This window comes from Streptomyces sp. NPDC029159, from assembly GCF_055564055.1.
Window position 1 is genome coordinate 45,572 of the sequence record NZ_JBVHWT010000008.1, and the last position, 20,648, is coordinate 66,219.

At 72.4% G+C, this 20,648-nt stretch carries 16 protein-coding genes; 7 read left to right on the top strand and 9 right to left on the bottom strand.

The features are described from left to right. Nucleotides 1–11: 11 nt before the first annotated feature. The 5 genes from ACZ4U4_RS17505 to iolC all read right to left on the bottom strand — a co-directional run bounded on the left by ACZ4U4_RS17505 (nt 12) and on the right by iolC (nt 6,867). Nucleotides 12–1,241: a hypothetical protein gene (locus tag ACZ4U4_RS17505; RefSeq protein WP_467874681.1), complete on the bottom strand. Its 1,230-nt coding sequence runs from the start codon at nt 1,239–1,241 to the stop codon at nt 12–14. Nucleotides 1,242–1,371: 130 nt separating this feature from the next. After that, nucleotides 1,372–2,865: a CoA-acylating methylmalonate-semialdehyde dehydrogenase gene (locus tag ACZ4U4_RS17510; protein WP_467874683.1), complete on the bottom strand. Its 1,494-nt coding sequence runs from the start codon at nt 2,863–2,865 to the stop codon at nt 1,372–1,374. 39 nt (nt 2,866–2,904) lie between these two features. Then, a complete protein-coding gene (iolD, locus tag ACZ4U4_RS17515) occupies nt 2,905–4,779 on the bottom strand; it encodes a 3D-(3,5/4)-trihydroxycyclohexane-1,2-dione acylhydrolase (decyclizing) (protein WP_467874686.1) in 1,875 nt (624 codons plus the stop codon). Further along, nucleotides 4,776–5,711: a 5-deoxy-glucuronate isomerase gene (iolB, locus tag ACZ4U4_RS17520; RefSeq protein WP_467874688.1), complete on the bottom strand. Its 936-nt coding sequence runs from the start codon at nt 5,709–5,711 to the stop codon at nt 4,776–4,778. The genes iolD and iolB overlap by 4 nt, the downstream gene beginning before the upstream one ends. 163 nt (nt 5,712–5,874) lie before the next feature. Next, entirely contained in the window at nt 5,875–6,867 is a 993-nt protein-coding gene (gene iolC / locus ACZ4U4_RS17525) for a 5-dehydro-2-deoxygluconokinase (protein ID WP_467874690.1), read from the bottom strand. Between the two features lie 358 nt (nt 6,868–7,225). On the opposite strand from iolC, the gene ACZ4U4_RS17530 reads away from it, so the two are divergent. The 5 genes from ACZ4U4_RS17530 to ACZ4U4_RS17550 all read left to right on the top strand — a co-directional run bounded on the left by ACZ4U4_RS17530 (nt 7,226) and on the right by ACZ4U4_RS17550 (nt 11,464). Further along, nucleotides 7,226–8,146, top strand: a complete 921-nt coding sequence (locus ACZ4U4_RS17530) for a sugar phosphate isomerase/epimerase family protein (protein ID WP_467874693.1) — start codon at nt 7,226–7,228, stop codon at nt 8,144–8,146. Between the two features lie 36 nt (nt 8,147–8,182). Further along, nucleotides 8,183–9,196 (top strand): Gfo/Idh/MocA family protein, encoded by a 1,014-nt coding sequence (locus tag ACZ4U4_RS17535; protein WP_467874695.1) that lies wholly within the window; start codon nt 8,183–8,185, stop codon nt 9,194–9,196. Nucleotides 9,197–9,470: 274 nt separating this feature from the next. After that, complete coding sequence (locus tag ACZ4U4_RS17540) at nt 9,471–9,863, top strand: peptidoglycan-binding domain-containing protein (RefSeq protein ID WP_467874698.1); 393 nt, start codon at nt 9,471–9,473, stop codon at nt 9,861–9,863. 354 nt (nt 9,864–10,217) lie between these two features. Beyond that, nucleotides 10,218–10,412, top strand: coding sequence for a MerR family transcriptional regulator (locus ACZ4U4_RS17545; RefSeq protein ID WP_467874700.1), 195 nt, complete (start codon nt 10,218–10,220; stop codon nt 10,410–10,412). 128 nt (nt 10,413–10,540) lie between these two features. Beyond that, entirely contained in the window at nt 10,541–11,464 is a 924-nt protein-coding gene (locus tag ACZ4U4_RS17550; RefSeq protein WP_467874702.1) for a 2-dehydropantoate 2-reductase, read from the top strand. A gap of 93 nt (nt 11,465–11,557) precedes the next feature. On the opposite strand, the gene ACZ4U4_RS17555 is transcribed toward ACZ4U4_RS17550, so the two are convergent. Continuing rightward, nucleotides 11,558–12,181 (bottom strand): DedA family protein, encoded by a 624-nt coding sequence (locus tag ACZ4U4_RS17555; RefSeq protein WP_467874705.1) that lies wholly within the window; start codon nt 12,179–12,181, stop codon nt 11,558–11,560. 268 nt (nt 12,182–12,449) lie between these two features. On the opposite strand from ACZ4U4_RS17555, the gene ACZ4U4_RS17560 reads away from it, so the two are divergent. Then, complete coding sequence (locus ACZ4U4_RS17560) at nt 12,450–12,743, top strand: heavy-metal-associated domain-containing protein (protein WP_467874707.1); 294 nt, start codon at nt 12,450–12,452, stop codon at nt 12,741–12,743. A gap of 573 nt (nt 12,744–13,316) precedes the next feature. Here ACZ4U4_RS17560 and ACZ4U4_RS17565 read toward each other — a convergent pair. Then, nucleotides 13,317–14,606: a citrate synthase gene (locus ACZ4U4_RS17565; protein ID WP_030283168.1), complete on the bottom strand. Its 1,290-nt coding sequence runs from the start codon at nt 14,604–14,606 to the stop codon at nt 13,317–13,319. Between the two features lie 157 nt (nt 14,607–14,763). Next, nucleotides 14,764–17,001 carry an SF1B family DNA helicase RecD2 gene (recD2, locus tag ACZ4U4_RS17570; protein ID WP_467874709.1) on the bottom strand — a complete coding sequence of 746 codons (2,238 nt, stop codon included), beginning with the start codon at nt 16,999–17,001 and terminating at the stop codon, nt 14,764–14,766. Between the two features lie 228 nt (nt 17,002–17,229). Here recD2 and ACZ4U4_RS17575 point away from each other — a divergent pair, with 228 nt between their 5' ends. Then, nucleotides 17,230–19,050 carry a glycoside hydrolase family 3 protein gene (locus ACZ4U4_RS17575; RefSeq protein WP_467874711.1) on the top strand — a complete coding sequence of 607 codons (1,821 nt, stop codon included), beginning with the start codon at nt 17,230–17,232 and terminating at the stop codon, nt 19,048–19,050. A gap of 82 nt (nt 19,051–19,132) precedes the next feature. Here ACZ4U4_RS17575 and ACZ4U4_RS17580 read toward each other — a convergent pair whose 3' ends face one another. Beyond that, nucleotides 19,133–20,545 carry a S28 family serine protease gene (locus tag ACZ4U4_RS17580; protein ID WP_467874714.1) on the bottom strand — a complete coding sequence of 471 codons (1,413 nt, stop codon included), beginning with the start codon at nt 20,543–20,545 and terminating at the stop codon, nt 19,133–19,135. Between the last annotated feature and the right edge of the window lie 103 nt (nt 20,546–20,648).

Here is a 20,648-nt window from a genome sequence, read left to right on the forward strand (position 1 = left end):
CCCCGCCTCGGTCAGTACTGCGGAGGCCCGAAGCCGCCGGAGGCGGGCGGGTTGCCGGGCGGGACCGGCGGGGCGGTGGGCGGTATCGGCGGGGCGGCCGTCGGTACGGGCGGGGCGGCATGGCCCTGCATCGGCATCGGCGGGACCGGGCCCGGCTGCGGCGGCACCGGGCCGGGCATCGGGGCGCCGGGGAACGGGCCGGGCACCGGGCCGTCCGGCTGCTGCCAGCCGCCGGGCTGCGGGCCGGGCGGGACGAAGCCGGGGCCGCCGAACTGCGGTGCGGGCGCGGGCGGCTGCCAGCCGGGGGCGACCGGTTCGCCCTTGGCCATCAGCGCGAACAGGGCGAGCGAGCCGAAGAGATCCAACGCCACCTGGGCGAGGGCGAGGATGCTCTGGCCCGGCGCCGCAGAGCTGATCGTGAACAGCTGGCCGGAGAACCCGGGGCCGATCACCGTCAGCAGGGCGTTGGGCAGCAGCAGCGTCGCCAGGCCCAGGGCGAGACCACGGGCGGCGGTGCCGCGGATCAGGCAGTTGAGCGCGGCGATGCCCGCCAGCACCAGCAGGACCAGCGCGTCCCAGCCGGGGGCCAGCGAGGTCAGGGACGACAGGATGCCCTTGCCCAGGTAGAGGATGAGGACGGTGTCGCCCACATCGCCGCTCTGGACCAGCATGTACAGCTGCCAGATCACCGAGAGCAGCGCCATCGCGCCCAGGACGAGACCACCGATGACGCCCGCGGCCTTGGCCGGGCGCACCGGCGGCAGGCTGGGCGTGGGGCGCGGCCAGGGCCGCATGCCGGCGAGCAGCACGATCCCGGCGAGGAAGGCCAGCAGGGCCAGCGCCACGCTGCCGAGGAAGACCGCTTCGAAGGGGTCGGCGTCGATCCGGGCGTTGCGGAACCAGCGGTTGTCACCGGTGTGGGAGCCGACGCTGATCATGGCCTGTACGGCGGTGGCGAAGGTGAAGGTGGTGGCCACGGCCATCAGGCCACCGGCCGTCCGCCGCCCGGTGAACGCCGCGACGGCGCCGCTCAGCTGCACCAGGGCCAGGCAGAACTGGGTGGAGTTGCTGACGGTGTTGAGGCCGGGGGCACGTGCGCCCGTCCAGTAGTCCCACACCGCGGGGAGGCCGAACTGCGCGAGGTCGTCACAGAGCCAGAAGCCGGTGTAGAGGAAGAAGACCAGGCAGAAAATGCCGCCCGTGATCCGTGCGCCCTTGGCCAGCGCCGTGCTCCGTGGCATCGCGTCCCCCGATGATGGTGTTGTGTACACGCCCGGTCACCGTAGCAACCCCCGCTGACAGCCGTCCCCCTCGGCGGACCGGGCGCCGCTGCCCCACCGGCCGGTGACCGGCGGGGCAGCGGACGGACCGTCAGTGGTTGCTGGGGAACCCGAGGTTGATGCCGCCGTCGGACGGGTCGGGCCAGCGGGTGGTGACGACCTTGCCGCGGGTGTAGAAGTGCACGCCGTCGTTGCCGTAGATGTGGTGGTCGCCGAAGAGCGAGTCCTTCCAGCCGCCGAAGGAGTGGTAGCCGACCGGCACCGGGATCGGGACGTTGACGCCGACCATCCCCGCCTCGACCTCCAGCTGGAAGCGGCGGGCCGCGCCGCCGTCGCGGGTGAAGATGGCGGTGCCGTTGCCCCACGGCGAGGCGTTCATCAGCGCGATGGCCTCGTCGTACGTGGCGACGCGGACGACCGACAGCACCGGGCCGAAGATCTCGTCGCGGTAGGCGTCCATCTCGGGCGTGACGTTGTCGAGCAGCGACACCCCGATCCAGTGGCCGTCCTCGAAGCCCTCGACGGTGAAGCCGGTGCCGTCGACGACGACATCGGCGCCCTGCGCGGCGGCACCCCGGACGTACGAGGCGACCTTGTCGCGGTGGACCTTGGTGATCAGCGGGCCCATCTCGGACGCCGGGTCGTCGCCCGGGCCGATGCGGAGGGCGGCGGCGCGCTCCTTGATCTTCTCGATCAGCGGGTCGGCGGTGTCACCGACGGCGACGACGACGGAGATCGCCATGCAGCGCTCACCGGCCGAGCCGTACGCGGCGTTGATCGCCGAGTCGGCGGCGAGGTCGAGGTCGGCGTCGGGGAGCACCAGCATGTGGTTCTTGGCGCCGCCGAGCGCCTGCACCCGCTTGCCGTTGGCGGTGCCGGTGGTGTGGATGTACTTGGCGATGGGGGTGGAGCCGACGAAGGAGACCGCGGCGATGTCCGGGTGCTCCAGGATGCGGTCGACCGCGGTCTTGTCGCCGTTGACGACGTTCAACACACCGTCGGGCAGGCCCGCCTCGGCGGCCAGCTCGGCGAGCTTGAGGGCGGCGCTGGGCACCTTCTCGCTGGGCTTGAGGACGAAGGTGTTGCCGCACGCCACGGCGAGCGGGAACATCCACATCGGCACCATGGCGGGGAAGTTGAACGGCGTGATGCCGGCGACCACGCCGAGGGACTGCCGGATCGCGGCGACGTCCACCCGGGTGGAGACCTGCGTGGACAGCTCGCCCTTGAGCTTCTCGGGGATGCCGCAGGCCAGCTCGATGATCTCCAGACCGCGCGCGACCTCGCCGAGGGCGTCGGAGTGCACCTTGCCGTGCTCGGCGGTGATCAGCCGGGCCAGCTCCTCGCGGTGGGCGGCGACCAGCTCGCGGTAGCGGAACAGCACCGAGGTGCGCTTGGCCAGAGAGCTGGTGCCCCAGGTGGCGAACGCCTCCTTGGCGGCGGCGACCGCGGCGTCGACCTCCTCGACGGAGGCGAAGGGGACCTGCTTCTCCTGGGCGCCGGTGGCCGGGTTGAACACCGGGCCGAAGTTGCCCGACACACCCTCGACGGGCTTGCCGCCGATCCAGTGGCTGATGGTCTGCATGCGGGGGGCCTTTCCGGTGGTGACTGCTACGGGCTGAGATCAGAGGTGCCGGCGGCGGTCGGCGGCGTGCTGGTCGTAGGCCAGGCGCGCGGCGACCGCCGACGGACGCGTCGCGGTCTCGGCAACGGGTACATCCCACCAGGACTGGGCGCCCGGCGCGCCCGGCACTGTGTCGGCCGTTTCGGTCTCGACGTAGACACATGTGGGACGGTTCGCGCCACGCGCCTCGGCGAGGGCGTCGCGCAGTGCGCCGACGGTGGGCGCGCGCAGGACGCGCATGCCGAGGGAGGCGGCGTTGGCGGCGAGATCGAGGGGCAGCGGGTCGCCGGTGTAGGTGCCGTCCGCGGCGCGGAAGCGGTAGTCGGTGCCGAAGCGTTCGCCGCCGGTCTGCTCGGAGAGGCCGCCGATGGAGGCGTAGCCGTGGTTCTGGAGCAGCACCAGGGTGAACGCGGCGCCCTCCTGGACCGCGGTGACGATCTCGGTGGGGTTCATCAGATAGGTGCCGTCGCCGACCAGGGCCCACACCGGGCGGCCGGGGGCGGCGAGGGCGACGCCGAGGGCGGCGGGGATCTCGTATCCCATGCAGGAGTAGCCGTATTCGAGGTGGTACTGGCGGCGGGAGCGGGCGCGCCAGAGCCGGTGCAGATCGCCGGGGAGGGAGCCGGCGGCGTTGACGAGGATGTCGGTGTCGTCGACGACGGCGTCGAGGGCGCCGAGCACCTGGGTCTGGGTGGGCCGGGCGTCCGGATCGGGGGCGGCGTACGCGGCGTCGACGCGGCGCTCCCAGTCGGCCTTGGCGGTGGCGTAACCCGTCTCGTACGCGGCCTCGACGCGGTGGCCGTGCAGGGCGCGGGTGAGGGCGACGAGTCCTTCGCGGGCGTCGGCGACCAGGGGCAGCGCCGCGAGCTTGTGGGCGTCGAAGGAGGCGATGTTGAGGTTGACGAAGCGGACGGCGGGGTCGGCGAAGAGGGTGGCGGAGGCGGTGGTGAAGTCGGTGTAGCGGGTGCCGACGCCGAGGACCACGTCGGCGTCGCGGGCGAGGGCGTCGGCGGTGGCGGTGCCGGTGTGGCCGATGCCGCCGACGTCGGCGGGGTGGTCGTGGCGGAGCGCCCCCTTGCCCGCCTGGGTGGCGGCGACGGGGATGCCGGTGGCGTCGGCGAACGTCCGCAGCGCGCCCTCGGCCTCGCTGTGGTGGACGCCGCCCCCGGCGATGATCAGCGGGCGGCGGGCGGCGCACAGCACCCGGGCCGCCGCCGAGAGGGCGTCCGGGTCGGGCCCGGGGCGCGGGACGCGCCAGATGCGGTAGGTGAAGAACTCCACGGGCCAGTCGTACGCCTCGGCCTGGACGTCCTGCGGCAGGGCGAGGGTGACGGCGCCGGTGTCGACGGGGTCGGTGAGGACCCGCATCGCCTGGAGGGCGGCCGGGATGAGCGCCTCGGGCCGGGTGATGCGGTCGAAGTAGCGGGAGACGGGGCGCAGGACGTCGTTGACGGAGAGGTCACCGGCGTAGGGGACCTCCAGCTGCTGGAGGACGGGGTCGGCGCGGCGGGTGGCGAAGGTGTCGCCGGGCAGCAGCAGGACCGGCAGGTGGTTGACGGTGGCGAGGGCGGCGCCGGTGACGAGGTTGGTGGCGCCGGGGCCGATGGAGGTGGTGACGGCCTGGGCGCGGAGCCGGTCGCTCTGGCGGGCGTAGGCGGTCGCGGCGTGGACCATGGCCTGTTCGTTGCGGCCCTGGAGGAACGGCAGCGCCTGGGGGTCCTCCCGCAGCGCCTGGCCGATCCCGGCGACGTTGCCGTGGCCGAAGATGCCCCAGCAGGCGTTCACCAGGCGGTGGCGGTGGCCGTCGCGCTCGGTGTACTGGCGGGCGAGGAACCGCACCAGGGCCTGCGCGACGGTGAGGCGGAGGGTGGTCATCGGGTGTCTCCCGGGGGCGCGGTGTAGCGGGGCAGGCGGGGGTCGGTGGGCCGGCCGGGCCAGGTGTCACGGATCCAGCCGTGGTCGGGGTGGTCACGGATCAGCCACTCGCGGGTGGCGCCGGGGCCGGCCATGACGTTGAGGTAGTAGAGCGTGTGGCCGGGGGCGGCGATGGACGGGCCGTGCCAGCCGTCGGGGATGAGGACGGCGTCGCCGCCGCGGACCTCGGCGAGGACGTCGGTGGTGTGGCCGGGCCCGGAGGGGGTGACGCGCTGATAGCCGACGCCCGGGGTGCCGTGGGCGGGCTCGACCTCGAAGTAGTAGATCTCCTCCAGCTCGGACTCCTCGCCGGGCCGGGCGGTGTCGTGTTTGTGCGGCGGGTAGGACGACCAGTTGCCGCCGGGGGTGAGGACCTCGACGGCGATGAGCTTGTCGCAGCGGAAGGCGTCGGCGGCGGCGAAGTTGTTGACCTGGCGGGAGCAGGCCCCGGCGCCGCGCAGTTCCACGGGGACGTCGGCGGCGGCGCCGCGGCGGGCGGGCAGGCGGCGGGTGCAGCGGGCCCCGGCGAGGGCGAACCGGCCGCCCGCCCGGCTGGTGAGCCGCGCATGCGCGTCGCGTGGGACGTAGGCGAAGTCGGTGAGGCCGCTGAAGACGCTGTCGCGGCCGGTGAGTTCGTGCGGAATGCCGTCGGTGGTGACGGTGCAGCCTCCGGTGAGGGGCAGCACGATCCATTCGCTGTCCCCGGCGTCGAAGGCGTGGTGGCCGCCGGGCGGCAGGTCGAGGATGCGCAGCGCGGAGTGGCCCCAGCCCGCCCGCTCAGGCGTGATGTCCAGGGCGTACGGCCCGGCGCCGCCGTGACCTGCCGGGATGTGGAGGCCGAGGGCCCGGCCGGGGCCGGGTGCGGAAGCGGATGACGCGGATGCGGGGTTCATGACCACAAGTCTCCACCCGACCACTGACAGTGAGGGAAAGGCGGGCGCCGCGACGGTGCCCACCCGTTCGCGTGCGGCCGGGCACGTGGCCCGGTCCGGCCGTCCGGAGCCGGGTTCCGGGGGCCGCCGTCCGCCCCGGCCGCGGCGTGCGGGCGCGGCCGGTTCATCGTCCGGCGAGGAACGCGTCGACCTCCGCCGCGGTCGGCATCGCCGGTGAGCAGGCGAGACGGGTGGCGACGAGGGCGCCGGCCGCGTTGGCGTAGCGCATCGTCCACTCCAGCTCCCAGCCGTGCAGCAGACCGTGGCAGAGGGCGCCGCCGAAGGCGTCCCCGGCGCCGAGGCCGTTGACGACCTCGACGGGGAAGGCCGGGACCTCGGCGGTGCGGCCGTCCCGGTGGACGGCGAGGACGCCCTTGGGGCCCTGTTTGACGACGGCGAGTTCGGCGCCCCCGGCGAGCAGCGCCTCGGCGCAGGCCCGCGGGTCGCGCAGCCCGGTGGCCACCTCGGCCTCGTCGACGTTGCCGACGGCGACGGTGGCGTGGGCGAGGGCCGCTTCGTAGTGCGGGCGCGCGGCGGCCATGGCGGCGGCGCCGGTCGCCCCGCCGTCCCCGGAGGCGCCGCCCGCGCCGCCCCAGAACAGCGGCCGCCAGTCGAGGTCGAAGACGGTGGGGCCGCGCCTGCCGCGGGCGGCGAGCGCGGCGAGGGTGGCGGTGCGGCTGGGCTCCTCGCACAGTCCGGTGCCGGTGACCCAGAGGATCCGGGCGGCCCGCAGCGCGTCGTGGTCCAGTTCGTCGGCGCGGAGGGTGAGGTCGGGGGCGGTGGGACGGCGGTAGAAGTAGAGCGGGAAGTGGTCCGGCGGGAAGATCTCGCAGAACGTGACCGGGGTGGGCAGGCCGTCCACGGCGGTGACCCAGCGGTCGTCGACGCCGAACTCCCGCAGCGCCTGGTGGAGGTAGTCGCCGAAGGGGTCGCGTCCGGTGCGGCTGATGACGGCGGTGCGGCGGCCCAGGCGCGCGGCGGCCACCGCGACGTTGGTGGCGGAGCCGCCGAGGAACTTCCCGAAGGTCTCCACCTGGGCCAGCGGCACGCCCGTTCGAAGGGGGTAGAGGTCCACCCCGATGCGGCCCATGGTGATGAGGTCGAACGGTTCCGGCATGGGTCCCCTTCGCTTCGCCCGGCGTGGCACGGCGGGGCCGGGCGGCGCGCCCACGCCCCGTCGCGGGCTCAGGTCTAGTGGGGCCGCCGGACCGTGTCAACGGCCCGGCGCACGCCGCTGACCTGTACGGCGGCGGCGATACGGGCGAGTGGCCGCACGACCGCGGCGCCCCTCGTACAGGCATCCGTCCGGGCGGCGCCCTGCCGGAACCGTCACTTCCGGGCGCACTCCCGGAGCGTCGTACCGGCCGATCCTCCCGGCGGGAGGGAATCTTGACACCCCCCGGGGTGCCCGCGAGGCTGAGCCCACCACTCCCGCGTCCCCGGTCACCGCCGACCGGCGAGAGGAGAGCCGTCGCATGACCGCAGCCCGTGCCGACGCGCCCGTGCTGGACCGCATCCGGGTGGGGTCCGCACCGGATTCCTGGGGTGTGTGGTTCCCCGACGACGCGCAGCAGATCCCCTGGCGGCGCTTTCTCGACGAGGTCACCGAGGCGGGCTACGACTGGATCGAGCTGGGCCCCTACGGCTATCTCCCCACCGACCCGGCGGTGCTGCGCGACGAGACCGACCGGCGTGGCCTCGGGGTCTCGGCCGGGACGGTCTTCACCTCGCTGCACCACGGCCCCGCGGTCCGGGACGCGACCTGGGCACAGGTGTCCCGGGTCGCCGCGCTCGCCCGGGCGACGGGCGCCGGGCATCTCGTCGCCATCCCGTCCTTCTGGCGCGACGACCGCACCGCCGAGGAGCTGGAGCCGCCCGAGCTGACGGCCGCGCAGTGGCGGCACCTCACCGAGGGCACGGAGTGGCTGGCCCGGCGGGTCCGGGAGGAGTTCGGCCTGACGCTGGTGGTGCATCCGCACGCCGACACCCATCTCGACACCGAGGAGCACGTCACCCGCTTCCTCGACGCCACCGACTCCGACCTGGTCTCCCTCTGTCTGGACACCGGCCACTACGCCTACTGCGGCGGCGACAGCGTCGCGCTGATCCGCACCTACGGCGAGCGCATCGGCTATCTCCACCTCAAGCAGGTCGACCCCGCCGTGCTCGCCGACGTCCGCGCCGAGGGCACCGCCTTCGGCCCGGCCGTCCGGCAGGGGGTGATGTGCGAACCGCCGCGCGGGGTCCCCGCGTTGCCGCCCGTCCTGGAGGCGGCGCAGGAGCTGGGCACCGCGCTCTTCGCCATCGTCGAGCAGGACATGTATCCGTGTCCGCCGGAGCAGCCGCTGCCCATCGCCCGGCGCACCCGCCGCTTTCTGCGCTCCTGCGGCGCCTGAGCGACGGACGGAACCGACCGCGAGCAGGAGGACGAGATGCACGGGACGCTGGGGGTGGCCGTCATCGGCGCCGGGCGGATGGGCGCCGATCACGTACGCCGGATCGACGAGGTGATCAGCGGGGCGCGGGTGGCGGTCGTCGCCGATGTGGACGGGGCCCGCGCCGAGGCGCTGGCCGGCCCCCTCGACGCTGCCGTGGCCTGCACCGATCCGGTGGCCGCCATGGACGCTCCGGGGGTGGACGCGGTCCTCGTCGCGTCGCCGGGGGCGGCCCATGAGGCGGCGCTGACGGCGGCGTTCGACCGTGGTCTGCCGGTGCTCTGCGAGAAGCCGCTGACGCCGGACCCGGAATCGGCGCTGCGGGTGCTCGCCGCCGAGCAACGCCACGGCCGCCGCCTCGTCCAGCTGGGCTTCATGCGCCGCTACGACGCCGACTACCGCACCCTCAAGGCGCAGTTGGCGCGGGGTGCGTACGGCCGTCCGCTGATGCTGCACCACACGCACCGCAACGTCTCCTCGCCGCCCGGCTGCACCGACGCGCGGACGCTGCACGACTCCGCGGTGCACGAGATCGATGTAACGCGCTGGCTGCTGGACACCGAGATCACCGCCGTGCGGGTGCTGCGCCCGACGCCCTCGGGCGGCGCGCCCGAGGGGCTGCACGATCCGCAGCTGATCGTCTTCGAGACCGCGGACGGCCATCTCGTCGACACCGAACTCTTCGTCAACTGCGGTTTCGGCTACCAGGTGTCCTGCGAGGCGGTCTGCGAGCGGGGCACCGCCCGGATCGGCGACGACCGCGGCGTCTTCGTCAACGCGGCGGGCCGCTGGGGCGGCACCATCCCGCCGGATTTCGTGGAACGCTTCGCGGGCGCGTACGACCGCCAGGTGCAGCAGTGGGTGGACGCCACCCGGCGTGGCACGGTGGAGGGCCCCGGCTGCTGGGACGGCTACGCTGCCGCGGTGGTCTGCCAGGCGGGCGTCCAGGCGCAGCGCACCGGCGAGCGCACCCCCGTCGACCTGCCCGAACGGCCCGCGCTGTACCGCTGATCCACTCCCCCTCCCGCCCGTCCGGCGCTGTCGCGGGGGCGGCGGCCGCCCTGGCCTGTCCCCCGACCTGTGGAACGTTCGTCGCAAAGCGACTGGTCCGTGACGATGCCCCCTCATCGCCTCTCTTGCGTAGGAAAGCTGACGCATCGGACTCCGCGCCTCCGGCAACCACGTCGGGCGCGGGCGGCGTGCCCGTAGATGCACGGCATCCCACTGCGGGGCGGTCCGGCGCATGTACCCCCTGAGGGTGGTCGGATACGCACCATACGGATGCATGGCACTCAACGGGGGAAATGAGGACATCATGCGCATCACCTCACTGCACCGCACCATCCGCCGCCCGGCCGCCCTGGCGGCCGCCACCGGCCTGATCGCCGCCGCCCTGCTCACCGGTACGGCATCCGGGGCGCAGGCCGCCACCGGACCGAGCCCCAAGGCGGCCTGTGCCTACTACAACGGCACCGCGCTCACCGTGTACGGCCAGCGCAACGACCGGGTCAGGCAGGTCCAGTGCCTGCTGGCCAACCGCAAGTACCTGCCGTGGTCCAGCCTCACCGGCTACTTCGGCAACCAGACACTCGCCGCCGTCAAGAAGTTCCAGAAGGCGGCGCATCTGCCCGCCGACGGCAAGGTCGGCAAGAAGACCTGGAAGGCGCTCTACGCCTGACCGACCGCCGCGCATCGACGGCGCGGCACCCTTCACACGGCGGGCCGTCCCGAACGGGGCGGCCCGCCGCTCACGTCCGAAGCGACCACCGCCTGGCCATGCCCCGGCAAGGTCACACCCCTCCCGCATCCCGCACCCCCTCTCATGCCCTTCTGTTCCGTACGTGTCACGTCCGTCCCCGTTGCGTCACGTCCGTCACGGTTACGCGGGCCTTCCGTCACAGGTGATCAACAGCCCCTGTCCGTACGGCGCTCGGTGTCGTTGTCCCGGCGCAGGACACAGGAACACCCGCTCCGTCCGCGCCTTCCGCAGGCCGCGCGGCCGGGGCCCCGGATCCAGGGAGGCGAGGCAGCGATGACCGACCGGAGGCTCTGGTCCTACAAGGACATCGCCGCGCACATCCGGGTACGACCGGACACCGTGCGCTCCTACCGCAAGCACGGGCTCCTCCCCGATCCGGACCACGTCGAGGGCGGCCGTCCGTACTGGTTCGCCGACACCGTCCGCGACTGGGTGACCCGCAGACCGGGCCACAGCCGCCGGGGGTGACCCGCGTACCCCGCACCCCCGCCGCACGGGGCACGCGCCGCGTCGGGCCGACGCCTTCCCGACCGCCGGACACAGGCGGATCCGCGCACCACCGGACACACCGGGCCGGCCCCTCTTACGATCACCCCATGTCCACGACATCTCACCCTTCCCCCGCCCGGCTGGCGGTGATCGGCGCCGGTGGGATCGGTGGCTACACCGCCGCCCTGACGCACTGGGCCGGTCTCGACGTCACCTTGTGCGTACGGACACCCGTCGACGGGCTGACCGTCACGCTCGACGGCGCCGAGCGGCACGCCGCGGTCCCCGTCGCCACCGATCCCGCACAGGTCAGCCCCGTCGACTGGGTACTGCTGACCACCAAGGCGCAGGACACCCCGGGCGCCGCACCGTGGCTGCGCGCCCTGTGCGGGCCGGGCACCACGGTCGCCGTGCTCCAGAACGGCACCGGGCTCGCGGAGCGCGTCGCCCCGTACGTTCCCGAAGGAACCGCGACGCTGCCGGTGATCTGCTACCTCTCGGCGGAGCGCACCGCGCCGGGCCGGATCGTCCACCATCTCGCGAGCGAGCTCCATGTGCCGCAGGGCCTGTCCTCCGAGGCGTTCGCCGCGCTGCTGGACGGCACCGGACTGAACGTCACGCAGGTGCCGGATTTCACCACGGCCATCTGGCGCAAGCTGTTCCTCAATCTCGCCGCCAACCCGCTCACCGCGCTGCTCGGACAACGGATGGACATCTTCCGGGAGGCGGAGATGACCGCGCTCGCCCGCGCCCTGCTCACCGAGGCGGCGGAGGTGGCCCGCGCGGAAGGGGCGGACGTCGGCGAGAGCGACATCGCCGGGACGCTGGAGATCTATGCGGCGGCGCCACCCGGCGGCGGTTCGTCGATGCTCTACGACCGGGAGGCAGGCCGTCCGCTGGAGCACGAATACCTCACCGGAGCGGTGGTCGCGGCAGGCGAACGGCACTCCCTCCCGACGCCGCTGAACCGCATGCTGCTCACCCTGCTGCGCGCTGTCGACCGCGACCTGCGGGCCGCAGGCGGCGCCTGACCCGGAACGCCACAGGGCACCGCGGACCCGCCACGACCGGGCCGCCACACACCCCAACACCACGACGATTACGGAGAGTTCGTAAGTCATGACTCAAAGGTAAGGGCGACCACTGACAACGGACCGGGAGCGCTCACCCGGGCCCGGGACGCGGCCCCGGTCACGCAGGACGGCGCGGCGGCGCGCCAGCCAGGGAACGAACGCACCCAGCGTGGCGACGACGCACGAGATGCCGATGCCGATGGCGGCGGCGTAGAGGCGGTTGCCCACGGCGGCGCTGCCGAGGTAGCCGAGGCCGATCGAGTAGGTCGCCCACACCGTTTCGGCGAGGGCCGTACCGAGCAGATAGCGGCGCAGCGGGTAGCGCAGGACGCCCGAGGCGAGGGCGCCGATGATCCGGCCACTGGGCAGGAAGCGCACCCCGAGGACGAAGGGCAGGCCGTAGCGCTCGATGCGCCGGGAGGTCCGTTCCAGGAGGACGCGGCGGCGGACGCTCCGCCGCATCCAGCTGCGCGCCGGGCCGCCGAAACGGCGGGCGAGGAGATACATCAGCAGGTCACCGAGGGCCGCACTGCCGGCGACGATGATCAGGACGAAGGGGAGGAAGAGGTCGCCGTGCGCGGCGAGGACCCCGGCGGAGACCAGCAGCGCGGAGTTGGGCACCAGCGGTGGCAGGGTGGTGAGCACCAGCAGCCCGTAGAGGGCCAGCACATCCATCCGGCGCGCCTCCTCCGATCACCCCGGCGCGAAGCACTCCGCACCGGTACCTCCCAGGCTGACGCGCGGCACGCGGGGCGGCAATGCGTACCGGAAGGAGTGGCGCGGCACCGCTGGATTGATACCCCCTAGGGGTATAAAGTTGCGCTCGTCGGACGGTGGCGACTCCGGTCACCCCGCCGCGTCCCTGACGGCACACGCCCGGGCGAGCCCGGCACCGTACGGCGCTTCGACATCCACGGACCACCGGCACCACGAGGAGATTCCCATGACCGCCGCATCGACGAACGGCTCCTGCTGCACACCCGAAGGCTCCTGCCACTCCGGCGAGGGCGCGGCGCAGGCGGGCGAGATCACCACGATCTACAAGGTGACCGGCATGACCTGCGGGCACTGCGAAGGTGCGGTCAACTCCGAGATCTCGGAGCTGGACGGCGTCGTCTCGGTACGCGCGGAGGCCGCGACCGGTCTGGTGACCGTCGTCTCGCAGACCGCCCTCGACGAGACCGCGGTGCGCGAGGCGGTGGACGAGGCCGGCTACGAGCTGGTGGGCCGGGCCTAGCCTTCCCGTGTGAGCCGGAGGGCTTTTCGCCACAGGGGCCGCTCCGCGGCCCACACAGCCCACACGTTCACAAAATTCCCACAATGGGCACAACACCCATACGTCAGGGCCGCGAAATTCAGATCGCGGCCCTTGACCGTATTCGCCCTCATATGGCAAGAGACCCAGATCACAGAGATCCGAACGTAACCATCGTGGGGGGTCGAGAGTCTAACCAGGTGAGCAGGCACCCCGGCGGGGCCTGTTCGGCAACAGCCGTGCCGGTCTTGGGGGATCGGACCGGCTACGCGTGGCCGGGGCGACGTGCCCGGGGAGCTTTGAGCGGCCCTCCCGAACGTGCGCGTCCCGGCAGATCGCGGTGCACCCTGAACGCCCGGACGGATCCCGTGGGGGGAATCCGACCCGGGACAAGGGAAGCGCCCCGCGCTCTGGACCCGTGGGGGGATCTGGAGGCGGGGCGCTTTTCGTTTCCGTTCTTCTGCTCCGTTCGCCTTCCCCGCACGGAAAGCGAACGAGCCCCCACCCTGGACGGGCGGGGGCCGTCTCCGTACCGGGCGCGGACGCCCGGACGGGTCAGCGCTGCTCGACGGGCACGAAGTCGCGCTCGACGATGCCGGTGTAGATCTGCCGCGGGCGGCCGATCCGGGAACCGGGCTCCTTGATCATCTCGTGCCACTGGGCGATCCAGCCCGGGAGGCGGCCGAGGGCGAAGAGGACCGTGAACATCTCGGTCGGGAAGCCCATGGCCCGGTAGATCAGGCCGGTGTAGAAGTCGACGTTCGGGTAGAGCTTGCGCTCGACGAAGTAGTCGTCGGAGAGCGCGTGCTCCTCCAGCTTCAGGGCGATGTCCAGCAGCTCGTCGGACTTGCCGAGCGCCGAGAGGACGTCGTGCGCCGCCGCCTTGATGATCTTCGCCCGGGGGTCGAAGTTCTTGTAGACGCGGTGCCCGAAGCCCATGAGCTTCACGCCGTCTTCCTTGTTCTTCACCTTGCGGATGAAGGAGTCGACGTCGCCGCCGTCGCGCTGGATGCCTTCCAGCATCTCCAGCACGGACTGGTTGGCACCGCCGTGCAGGGGGCCCCAGAGCGCGTTGATACCGGCGGAGATCGAGGCGAAGAGGTTCGCCTGCGAGGAGCCGACCAGGCGCACGGTGGAGGTCGAGCAGTTCTGCTCGTGGTCCGCGTGCAGGATCAGCAGCTTGTCGAGGGCGCTGACCACGACCGGGTCCAGGTCGTACTCGGCGGCCGGCACCGAGAACGTCATGCGCAGGAAGTTCTCGACGTAGCCGAGGTCGTTACGCGGGTAGACGACCGGGTGGCCGACCGACTTCTTGTAGGCGTACGCCGCGATCGTCGGCAGCTTGGCCAGCAGGCGGATCGTGGAGATGTGCCGCTGCTGCTCGTCGAACGGGTTGTGGCTGTCCTGGTAGAAGGTCGACAGGGCGCTGACGACCGACGACAGCATCGCCATCGGGTGGGCGTCCCGGGGGAAGCCGTCGTAGAAGCGCTTGACATCCTCGTGCAGCAGGGTGTGGTAGGTGATGTCCTGCTTGAAGTTGGACAGCTGGTCGACGGTCGGCAGCTCACCGTTGATCAGCAGGTACGCGGTCTCGACGAACGTGCTGCGCTCCGCGAGCTGCTCGATCGGGTAGCCGCGGTAGCGCAGAATCCCCTGCTCACCGTCCAGATAGGTGATCGCGGATTTATACGCGGCGGTGTTGCCGTAACCGGAGTCCAGGGTCACCAGACCGGTCTGGGCGCGCAGCTTCGAGATGTCGAAGCCCTTATCGCCGACGCTGCTGCCGACGACCGGGTAGCTGTATTCGCCGTCCCCGTAACGCAGTACTACAGAGTTGTCGCTCACGTCATCCCTCACCGACGTTGTGCCTCTTCTTCGAGGTGCCCTGACTGCCTCTACCTTCCCCCATTTGGACCTGGGATGTGCACTCGGGGTCGGCAATTCGGCCTTCGGGCGGCACTGAGTGCCGTTTACCTGACCATCCTGCGCCCCTTCGACCCGATTAGGGAAGTTGAGCGACGCCCACCACTCCGGCGAGTCGGCGATCGAGCGCCGTATACCGCCGACCGGCGGACACCGTGCGTACGGCCTGCCCCAGAGCCCTCCGGGACCCCACCAGCACCACCAAACGTTTTGCCCGGGTTATCGCCGTATAGAGCAGATTTCGCTGCAACATCATCCAGGCGCCCGTGGTGACCGGAATCACCACCGCCGGGTACTCGCTCCCCTGGGAACGGTGGATCGTCACCGCATAGGCGTGCGCCAGCTCGTCCAGCTCGTCGAAGTCGTACGGAACCTCCTCGTCCTCGTCGGTGCGCACCAGGAGCCGCTGCTCGTCGGTGTTCATATCCGTGACCACGCCGACCGTGCCGTTGAAGACGCCGTTGCGGCCCTTCTCGTAGTTGTTGCGGATCTGGGTGACCTTGTCGCCCACCCGGAAGACCCGGCCGCCGAAGCGGCGCTCCGGCACGTCCGGGCGCGCCGGGGTGACCGCCTGCTGGAGCAAGGCGTTGAGCGCGCCCGCCCCGGCCGGTCCGCGGTGCATCGGGGCGAGCACCTGGACGTCCCGCCGGGCGTCCAGCCCGAACGTCGCGGGGATACGGCGGGCCGCCACGTCCACGGTCAGCCGGCCGGCCTCCTCGGTGTCCTCCTCGGCGAAGAGGAAGAAGTCCGGCAGGCCCTGGGTCAGCGGCGGCTTCCCGGCGTTGACACGGTGCGCGTTGGTCACCACGCCGGACTGCTGGGCCTGGCGGAAGATCCTGGTCAGCCGGACGCACGGCACCGGGCCGCCGTCGGCCAGCAGATCCCGCAGCACCTCCCCCGCGCCGACCGACGGCAGCTGGTCGACATCGCCCACCAGCAGCAGATGGGCGCCCGGCGGGACCGCCTTGACCAGCTTGTTGGCGAGCAGCAGATCGAGCATGGACGCCTCGTCGACCACCACCAGATCGGCCTCCAGCGGCCGGTCGGCGTCGTAGGCGGCGTCTCCGCCGGGCTTCAGCTCCAGCAGCCGGTGGACGGTCGACGCCTCCGCGCCCGTCAGCTCCGCCAGCCGCTTGGCGGCCCGGCCCGTCGGCGCGGCCAGCACCACCCGGGCCTTCTTGGCGCGGGCCAGCTCGACCACCGACCGGACCGTGAAGGACTTGCCGCAGCCCGGGCCGCCGGTGAGCACCGCCACCTTGCGCGTCAACGCGAGGCGCACCGCGTCCCGCTGCTCCGGCGCCAGCTCGGCGCCCGTACGCCGCGCCAGCCAGGCCAGCGCGCGCTCCCAGTCGACGTCCCCGAAGGCGGCCAGCCGGTCCTCGGGGGTGCGCAGCAGCCGCGTCAGCCGGCCGGTCAGGGACAGCTCGGCGCGGTGGAAGGGCACCAGGTAGACGGCGGTGACGGGGGCCTCGCCGCCGCCCTGCGGGATCTTCTCGCGGACCACGCCCTCCGGGTCCGCCGCCAGCTCGGCCAGGCAGTCGATGACCAGGCCGGTGTCGACCTGGAGCAACTTCACGGCGTCGGCCATCAGCTGCTCCTCGGGCAGGAAACAGTGCCCCTGGTCGGCCGATTGCGACAGGGCGTGCTGGATTCCGGCCCGGACCCGCTCCGGGCTGTCGTGCGGGATGCCGACCGCCTGCGCGATGCGGTCGGCGGTCAGGAAGCCGATGCCCCAGACGTCGGCCGCCAGGCGGTAGGGCTGCTCGCGCACCACGGCGATGGCCTCGTCCGCGTACTTCTTGTAGATGCGCACGGCGAGGGAGGTGGAGACGCCGACACCTTGGAGGAAGATCATCACCTCCTTGATCGCCTTCTGCTCCTCCCAGGCCACGGCGATCTTCTTCATCCGCTTCGGGCCGAGCCCCGGCACCTCGATCAGCCGCGCCGGCTCCTCCTCGATGACGTCGAGCGTGGCCACGCCGAAGTGCTCGGTGATGCGGTCGGCGATGCGCGGGCCGACGCCCTTGATCAGGCCGGAGCCGAGATAGCGGCGGATGCCCTGGACCGTGGCGGGCAGGACGGTGGTGTAGTTCTCCACGGTGAACTGTTTGCCGTACTGCGGGTGGGAGCCCCAGCGGCCCTCCATCCGCAGGGATTCGCCGGGCTGCGCGCCCAGGAGCGCACCGACGACCGTCAGCAGATCGCCCGCGCCACGGCCGGTGTCGACGCGCGCGACGGTGTAACCACTCTCCTCGTCGGCGTAGGTGATCCGCTCCAGGACCCCTTCGACCACCGAGGCGTTGACCGCGTTGCCCATGCTCCGAACGGTACCGCCGGGGTCTGACAACGCGGTCCGGGCGCGGCGTCGCCGGGGTCCTGACGGGCCACCAGGAGGAGGGCGTCGTCCCTCTGCACGGCTCCGTCCGGGACGCAACCGCCGGGCGGCGCCGGTCAACCGGTCATTGACCGGGCGATGCTTTCGGGCTATCCGTGATCCTCCGACTGTCCCTCATTTCGCCGGGGAAGCCCGCCGGAAGGAGCGCACATGCACTCCAGACGTGCCGTCCTGACCACCGCCGCCGCGGCTGCCGCCGCTTGCGCCGCGGGCACCGTTCCCGCGGCCGCCGCGGGCCCTGCCGCCGCCCGTCCCACCGCCGCCGCGCGGGAGCGGATGCGGCGCCTGATCGCCCGTATGACACCGGAGGAGAAGGCCGGTCAGCTCTTCGTCATGCGGGTCTACGGGCACTCCGCCACCGACCCCGACCAGGCCGACGTGGACGCCAACCGCAAGGAGATCGGCGTCGCGAACGCGGCCGAACTCATCGCGAAGTACCACGTCGGCGGCATCATCTACTTCAGCTGGGCGCACAACACCCGCGATCCGCACCAGATCGCGGAGCTGTCCAACGGCATCCAGAAGGCGGGCGCCGCACAGCGGCTGCCCGTCCCGCTGCTGATCTCCACCGACCAGGAGCACGGCATCGTCACGCGGATCGGCGCGCCCGCCACGCTGCTGCCCGGCGCGATGGCGCTCGGCGCCGGGGGCTCGCGCGCCGACGCCACGACCGCGGCCCGGATCAGCGGCGCCGAGCTGTACGCGATGGGCGTCCGGCAGGACTTCGCCCCGGACGCCGACGTCAACGTCAACCCCGCCAACCCGATCATCGGCGTCCGTTCCTTCGGCTCCGATCCACGGGCCGTGGCGCGGATGGTCACCGCCCAGGTGCGCGGCTATCAGGGTGCGGGGGTGGCCGCCTGCGCCAAGCACTTCCCCGGGCACGGTGACACCGACGTCGACAGCCACGTCGGGCTGCCGACCATCCACCACACCGCCGAGGAGTGGGAGCGGCTGGACGAGCCGCCGTTCCGGGCCGCGGTGGCCGCCGGGATCGACGTGATCATGTCGGCGCACATCATCGTCCCCGCCTTCGATCCCAGCGGGGACCCGGCGACCCTCTCGCACCCGATCCTCACCGGGCTGCTGCGCGAACGGCTCGGCTACGACGGTGTGGTGATCACCGACTCGCTGGGCATGCAGGGCGTCCGCGAGAAGTACGGCGACGACCGGGTGCCGGTGCTGGCGCTCAAGGCCGGCGCCGACCAGCTGCTCAACCCTCCGGACCTCGCCGTCGCACACACCGCCGTCGTCCGCGCCCTGAAGGAGGGCGAGCTGTCCGAGGCCGAGATCGACGCCAAGCTGCTGCGCATCCTGCTGCTCAAGGAGCGCCGCGGTCTGTTCGCCGACCCGTACACCTCACGGGCCGAGGTCGACCGGGTGGTGGGCGTCCGCCGCCATCTGGAGACGGCGGACGCGCTCGCCGACCGGACGACGACGCTGCTGCGCAACACCGGCGGGGTGCTGCCGCTCTCCCGCCGCCGGGAGCACCGGCTGCTGGTGGCGGGGGTGGACACGGCCGCGCCGTCCGGGACGGGCGGGCCGCCCACCGGGGTGCTGGCCCGGGAGCTGACCGGGCTCGGCTTCGCCGCGACCGCGCTGTCCACGGGCCTGAAACCGGACCGGACGGTGATCGGCAACGCGGTGGCGGCGCTCGGCGACCAGGACGCGGCGGTCGTCGTGACGTACGACATCACGCCAGGATCGCCGCAGTGCGCGCTCGTCGAGGCGCTGCTCGCCACCGGGAAGCCCGTGGTGCAGCTCGCGGTCCGCAATCCGTACGACATCGCGCAGCTCGGCGGGGTGCGGGCGGCGCTGGCGAGTTACGGGTGGACCGATGTCGAGGTGCGGGCGGCGGCGCGGGTGATCGCCGGGCGGCGGGCGCCGCGGGGGCGGCTGCCGGTGCCGGTGATGCGGGCCGACGCGCCGGAGGAGGAGCTGTACCCGGTCGGCCACGGGCTGACGTACTGACGCGGCGGCACGGGGCGCGCCCCTCCCGGGTGGAGGGGCCCGCCGTAACGTTCCGTCAGCCGTGACCGGGCCGGGGCCGGGATCAGGGGCGGAGCGGCGCGGTGCGGTGCAGCTCCTGGCGGTCCAGCTTCCGGTCGTAGGGGGCCTGCGCGGTGGCCTTGCCGTGGGCGTCGACGCCCGCCCACTTCAGGAGGGAGGCGGTGGCCTTGGTGCGGTCGGCGTCCTTGAGCTTGGCGATGTTGGAGCCGTGGTTGCCGCCGGGCACGGTGTAGACGGCGGAGTCCCGGGCGCCCTTGCCCAGCTCGAAGTGTTCCGAACTCCACGGGTCCCACTGGCCGTTGACGAACATCATCCGCTGCGCGTGGTGGCGTACCCAGCGGTCCACGTCCGGCATGGCGCGCTTGTCGAACTTCATGGGGATCTCCCGCGGCACGAAGGTGCGGGAGTTGTTGATGCCGGGGTACTTCAGCAGGCCCTTGAGGTGCGGGTAGCCGTATCCGGGCTCACCGAGCTGGGTGCCGGCCTGGTAGTAGTACGGCGTGTACGACTCCACGCCCTGGTCGGTGTAGCTCTCGAAGCCGCCGACCTCGTCCATCCACGTCCACAGCGCATCGGTGGACACCTCCGGGGAGGGCACGTCCTTGCAGGCGGTGGCGGCGGGCTGGTACTGCCAGAAGCCGAACTCCAGGTCCGTGACGAGCACTTCGTAGGCGCGGTCGACGGAACCGAAGAGGCGGAAGGTCTTCTTCTCCTTCTCGGCCCACCGGGCGAACCGCTCATCCATCTCGTCGCGGCGGTTGAGCGCCTCGCGGGTGATCTTGTGCAGCGCCGTGCGGCACTCCGGGGTGCCGACGGTGCGGAAGAACCGGTCGTAGGCGGAGTCCTCGTCGTTGTCGACGTCGTTGGGCGCGACGTAGGCGACGGTGCCGTTCATGTCGTCGGGGTGGAAGCGGCGGTAGTACGTCGCCGTCATACCGCCCTTGCTGCCGCCGGTGGCGATCCAGTTCTTCCCGTAGACGCGGTGCAGCGCCTGGTAGATGCGGTGCTGGTCGTCGGCGGCCTGCCGGATGTCCAGCTTCTTCCAGTCGGCGGGCTGCGGCCGGGAGGGCGTGAAGTAGCGGTATTCCAGGGAGACCTGGTTGCCGTCGATGATCTGCGTGGGCTCGCTGCGGGACGGGGTGGTGCTGACGTTGTAGCCCGAGGTGTAGAAGACGGTCGGGCGGTCGACCGACTTGTGCAGCACGGTCAGCCGCTGCTCGAACGTGCCCCGGTCGGGGTGGCGGTGGTCGACCGGCTGGGTGTACGTGAGCACGAAGTAGCGGTAGCCGTCGACCGGCTTCTCCTCCACCAGGTGCATGCCGGGTATCGCGAGCAGGCGCTCCTTGATGTCCTGCGGCTGCGGCGCGGTGGTGGCCGCCGTGGCCGGGGCGGTGGTGGCGCCCGCCGTGCCGATCAGGACGGCGACCGGCACCAGCCAGCTGAACGTTCTTCGCATGATCTCTCCCCAGGGGTCGCGGAATTCGCGCCGAACCTACCCGGGGGAACAGGGGCCCACCAGCACCGATGCGTAACGCCTGGCCGGCCGGGGGTGGCGGCCC

What these genes read in the sequence shown, in the direction of transcription:
- ACZ4U4_RS17505 (WP_467874681.1), bottom strand. Translation starts at nt 1,241, where the DNA reads ATGCCACGGAGCACGGCGCTGGCCAAGGGCGCACGGATCACGGGCGGC.
- ACZ4U4_RS17510 (WP_467874683.1), bottom strand. Translation starts at nt 2,865, where the DNA reads ATGCAGACCATCAGCCACTGGATCGGCGGCAAGCCCGTCGAGGGTGTG.
- iolD (WP_467874686.1), bottom strand. Translation starts at nt 4,779, where the DNA reads ATGACCACCCTCCGCCTCACCGTCGCGCAGGCCCTGGTGCGGTTCCTC.
- iolB (WP_467874688.1), bottom strand. Translation starts at nt 5,711, where the DNA reads ATGAACCCCGCATCCGCGTCATCCGCTTCCGCACCCGGCCCCGGCCGG.
- iolC (WP_467874690.1), bottom strand. Translation starts at nt 6,867, where the DNA reads ATGCCGGAACCGTTCGACCTCATCACCATGGGCCGCATCGGGGTGGAC.
- ACZ4U4_RS17530 (WP_467874693.1), top strand. Translation starts at nt 7,226, where the DNA reads ATGACCGCAGCCCGTGCCGACGCGCCCGTGCTGGACCGCATCCGGGTG.
- ACZ4U4_RS17535 (WP_467874695.1), top strand. Translation starts at nt 8,183, where the DNA reads ATGCACGGGACGCTGGGGGTGGCCGTCATCGGCGCCGGGCGGATGGGC.
- ACZ4U4_RS17540 (WP_467874698.1), top strand. Translation starts at nt 9,471, where the DNA reads ATGGCACTCAACGGGGGAAATGAGGACATCATGCGCATCACCTCACTG.
- ACZ4U4_RS17545 (WP_467874700.1), top strand. Translation starts at nt 10,218, where the DNA reads ATGACCGACCGGAGGCTCTGGTCCTACAAGGACATCGCCGCGCACATC.
- ACZ4U4_RS17550 (WP_467874702.1), top strand. Translation starts at nt 10,541, where the DNA reads ATGTCCACGACATCTCACCCTTCCCCCGCCCGGCTGGCGGTGATCGGC.
- ACZ4U4_RS17555 (WP_467874705.1), bottom strand. Translation starts at nt 12,181, where the DNA reads ATGGATGTGCTGGCCCTCTACGGGCTGCTGGTGCTCACCACCCTGCCA.
- ACZ4U4_RS17560 (WP_467874707.1), top strand. Translation starts at nt 12,450, where the DNA reads ATGACCGCCGCATCGACGAACGGCTCCTGCTGCACACCCGAAGGCTCC.
- recD2 (WP_467874709.1), bottom strand. Translation starts at nt 17,001, where the DNA reads ATGGGCAACGCGGTCAACGCCTCGGTGGTCGAAGGGGTCCTGGAGCGG.
- ACZ4U4_RS17575 (WP_467874711.1), top strand. Translation starts at nt 17,230, where the DNA reads ATGCACTCCAGACGTGCCGTCCTGACCACCGCCGCCGCGGCTGCCGCC.
- ACZ4U4_RS17580 (WP_467874714.1), bottom strand. Translation starts at nt 20,545, where the DNA reads ATGCGAAGAACGTTCAGCTGGCTGGTGCCGGTCGCCGTCCTGATCGGC.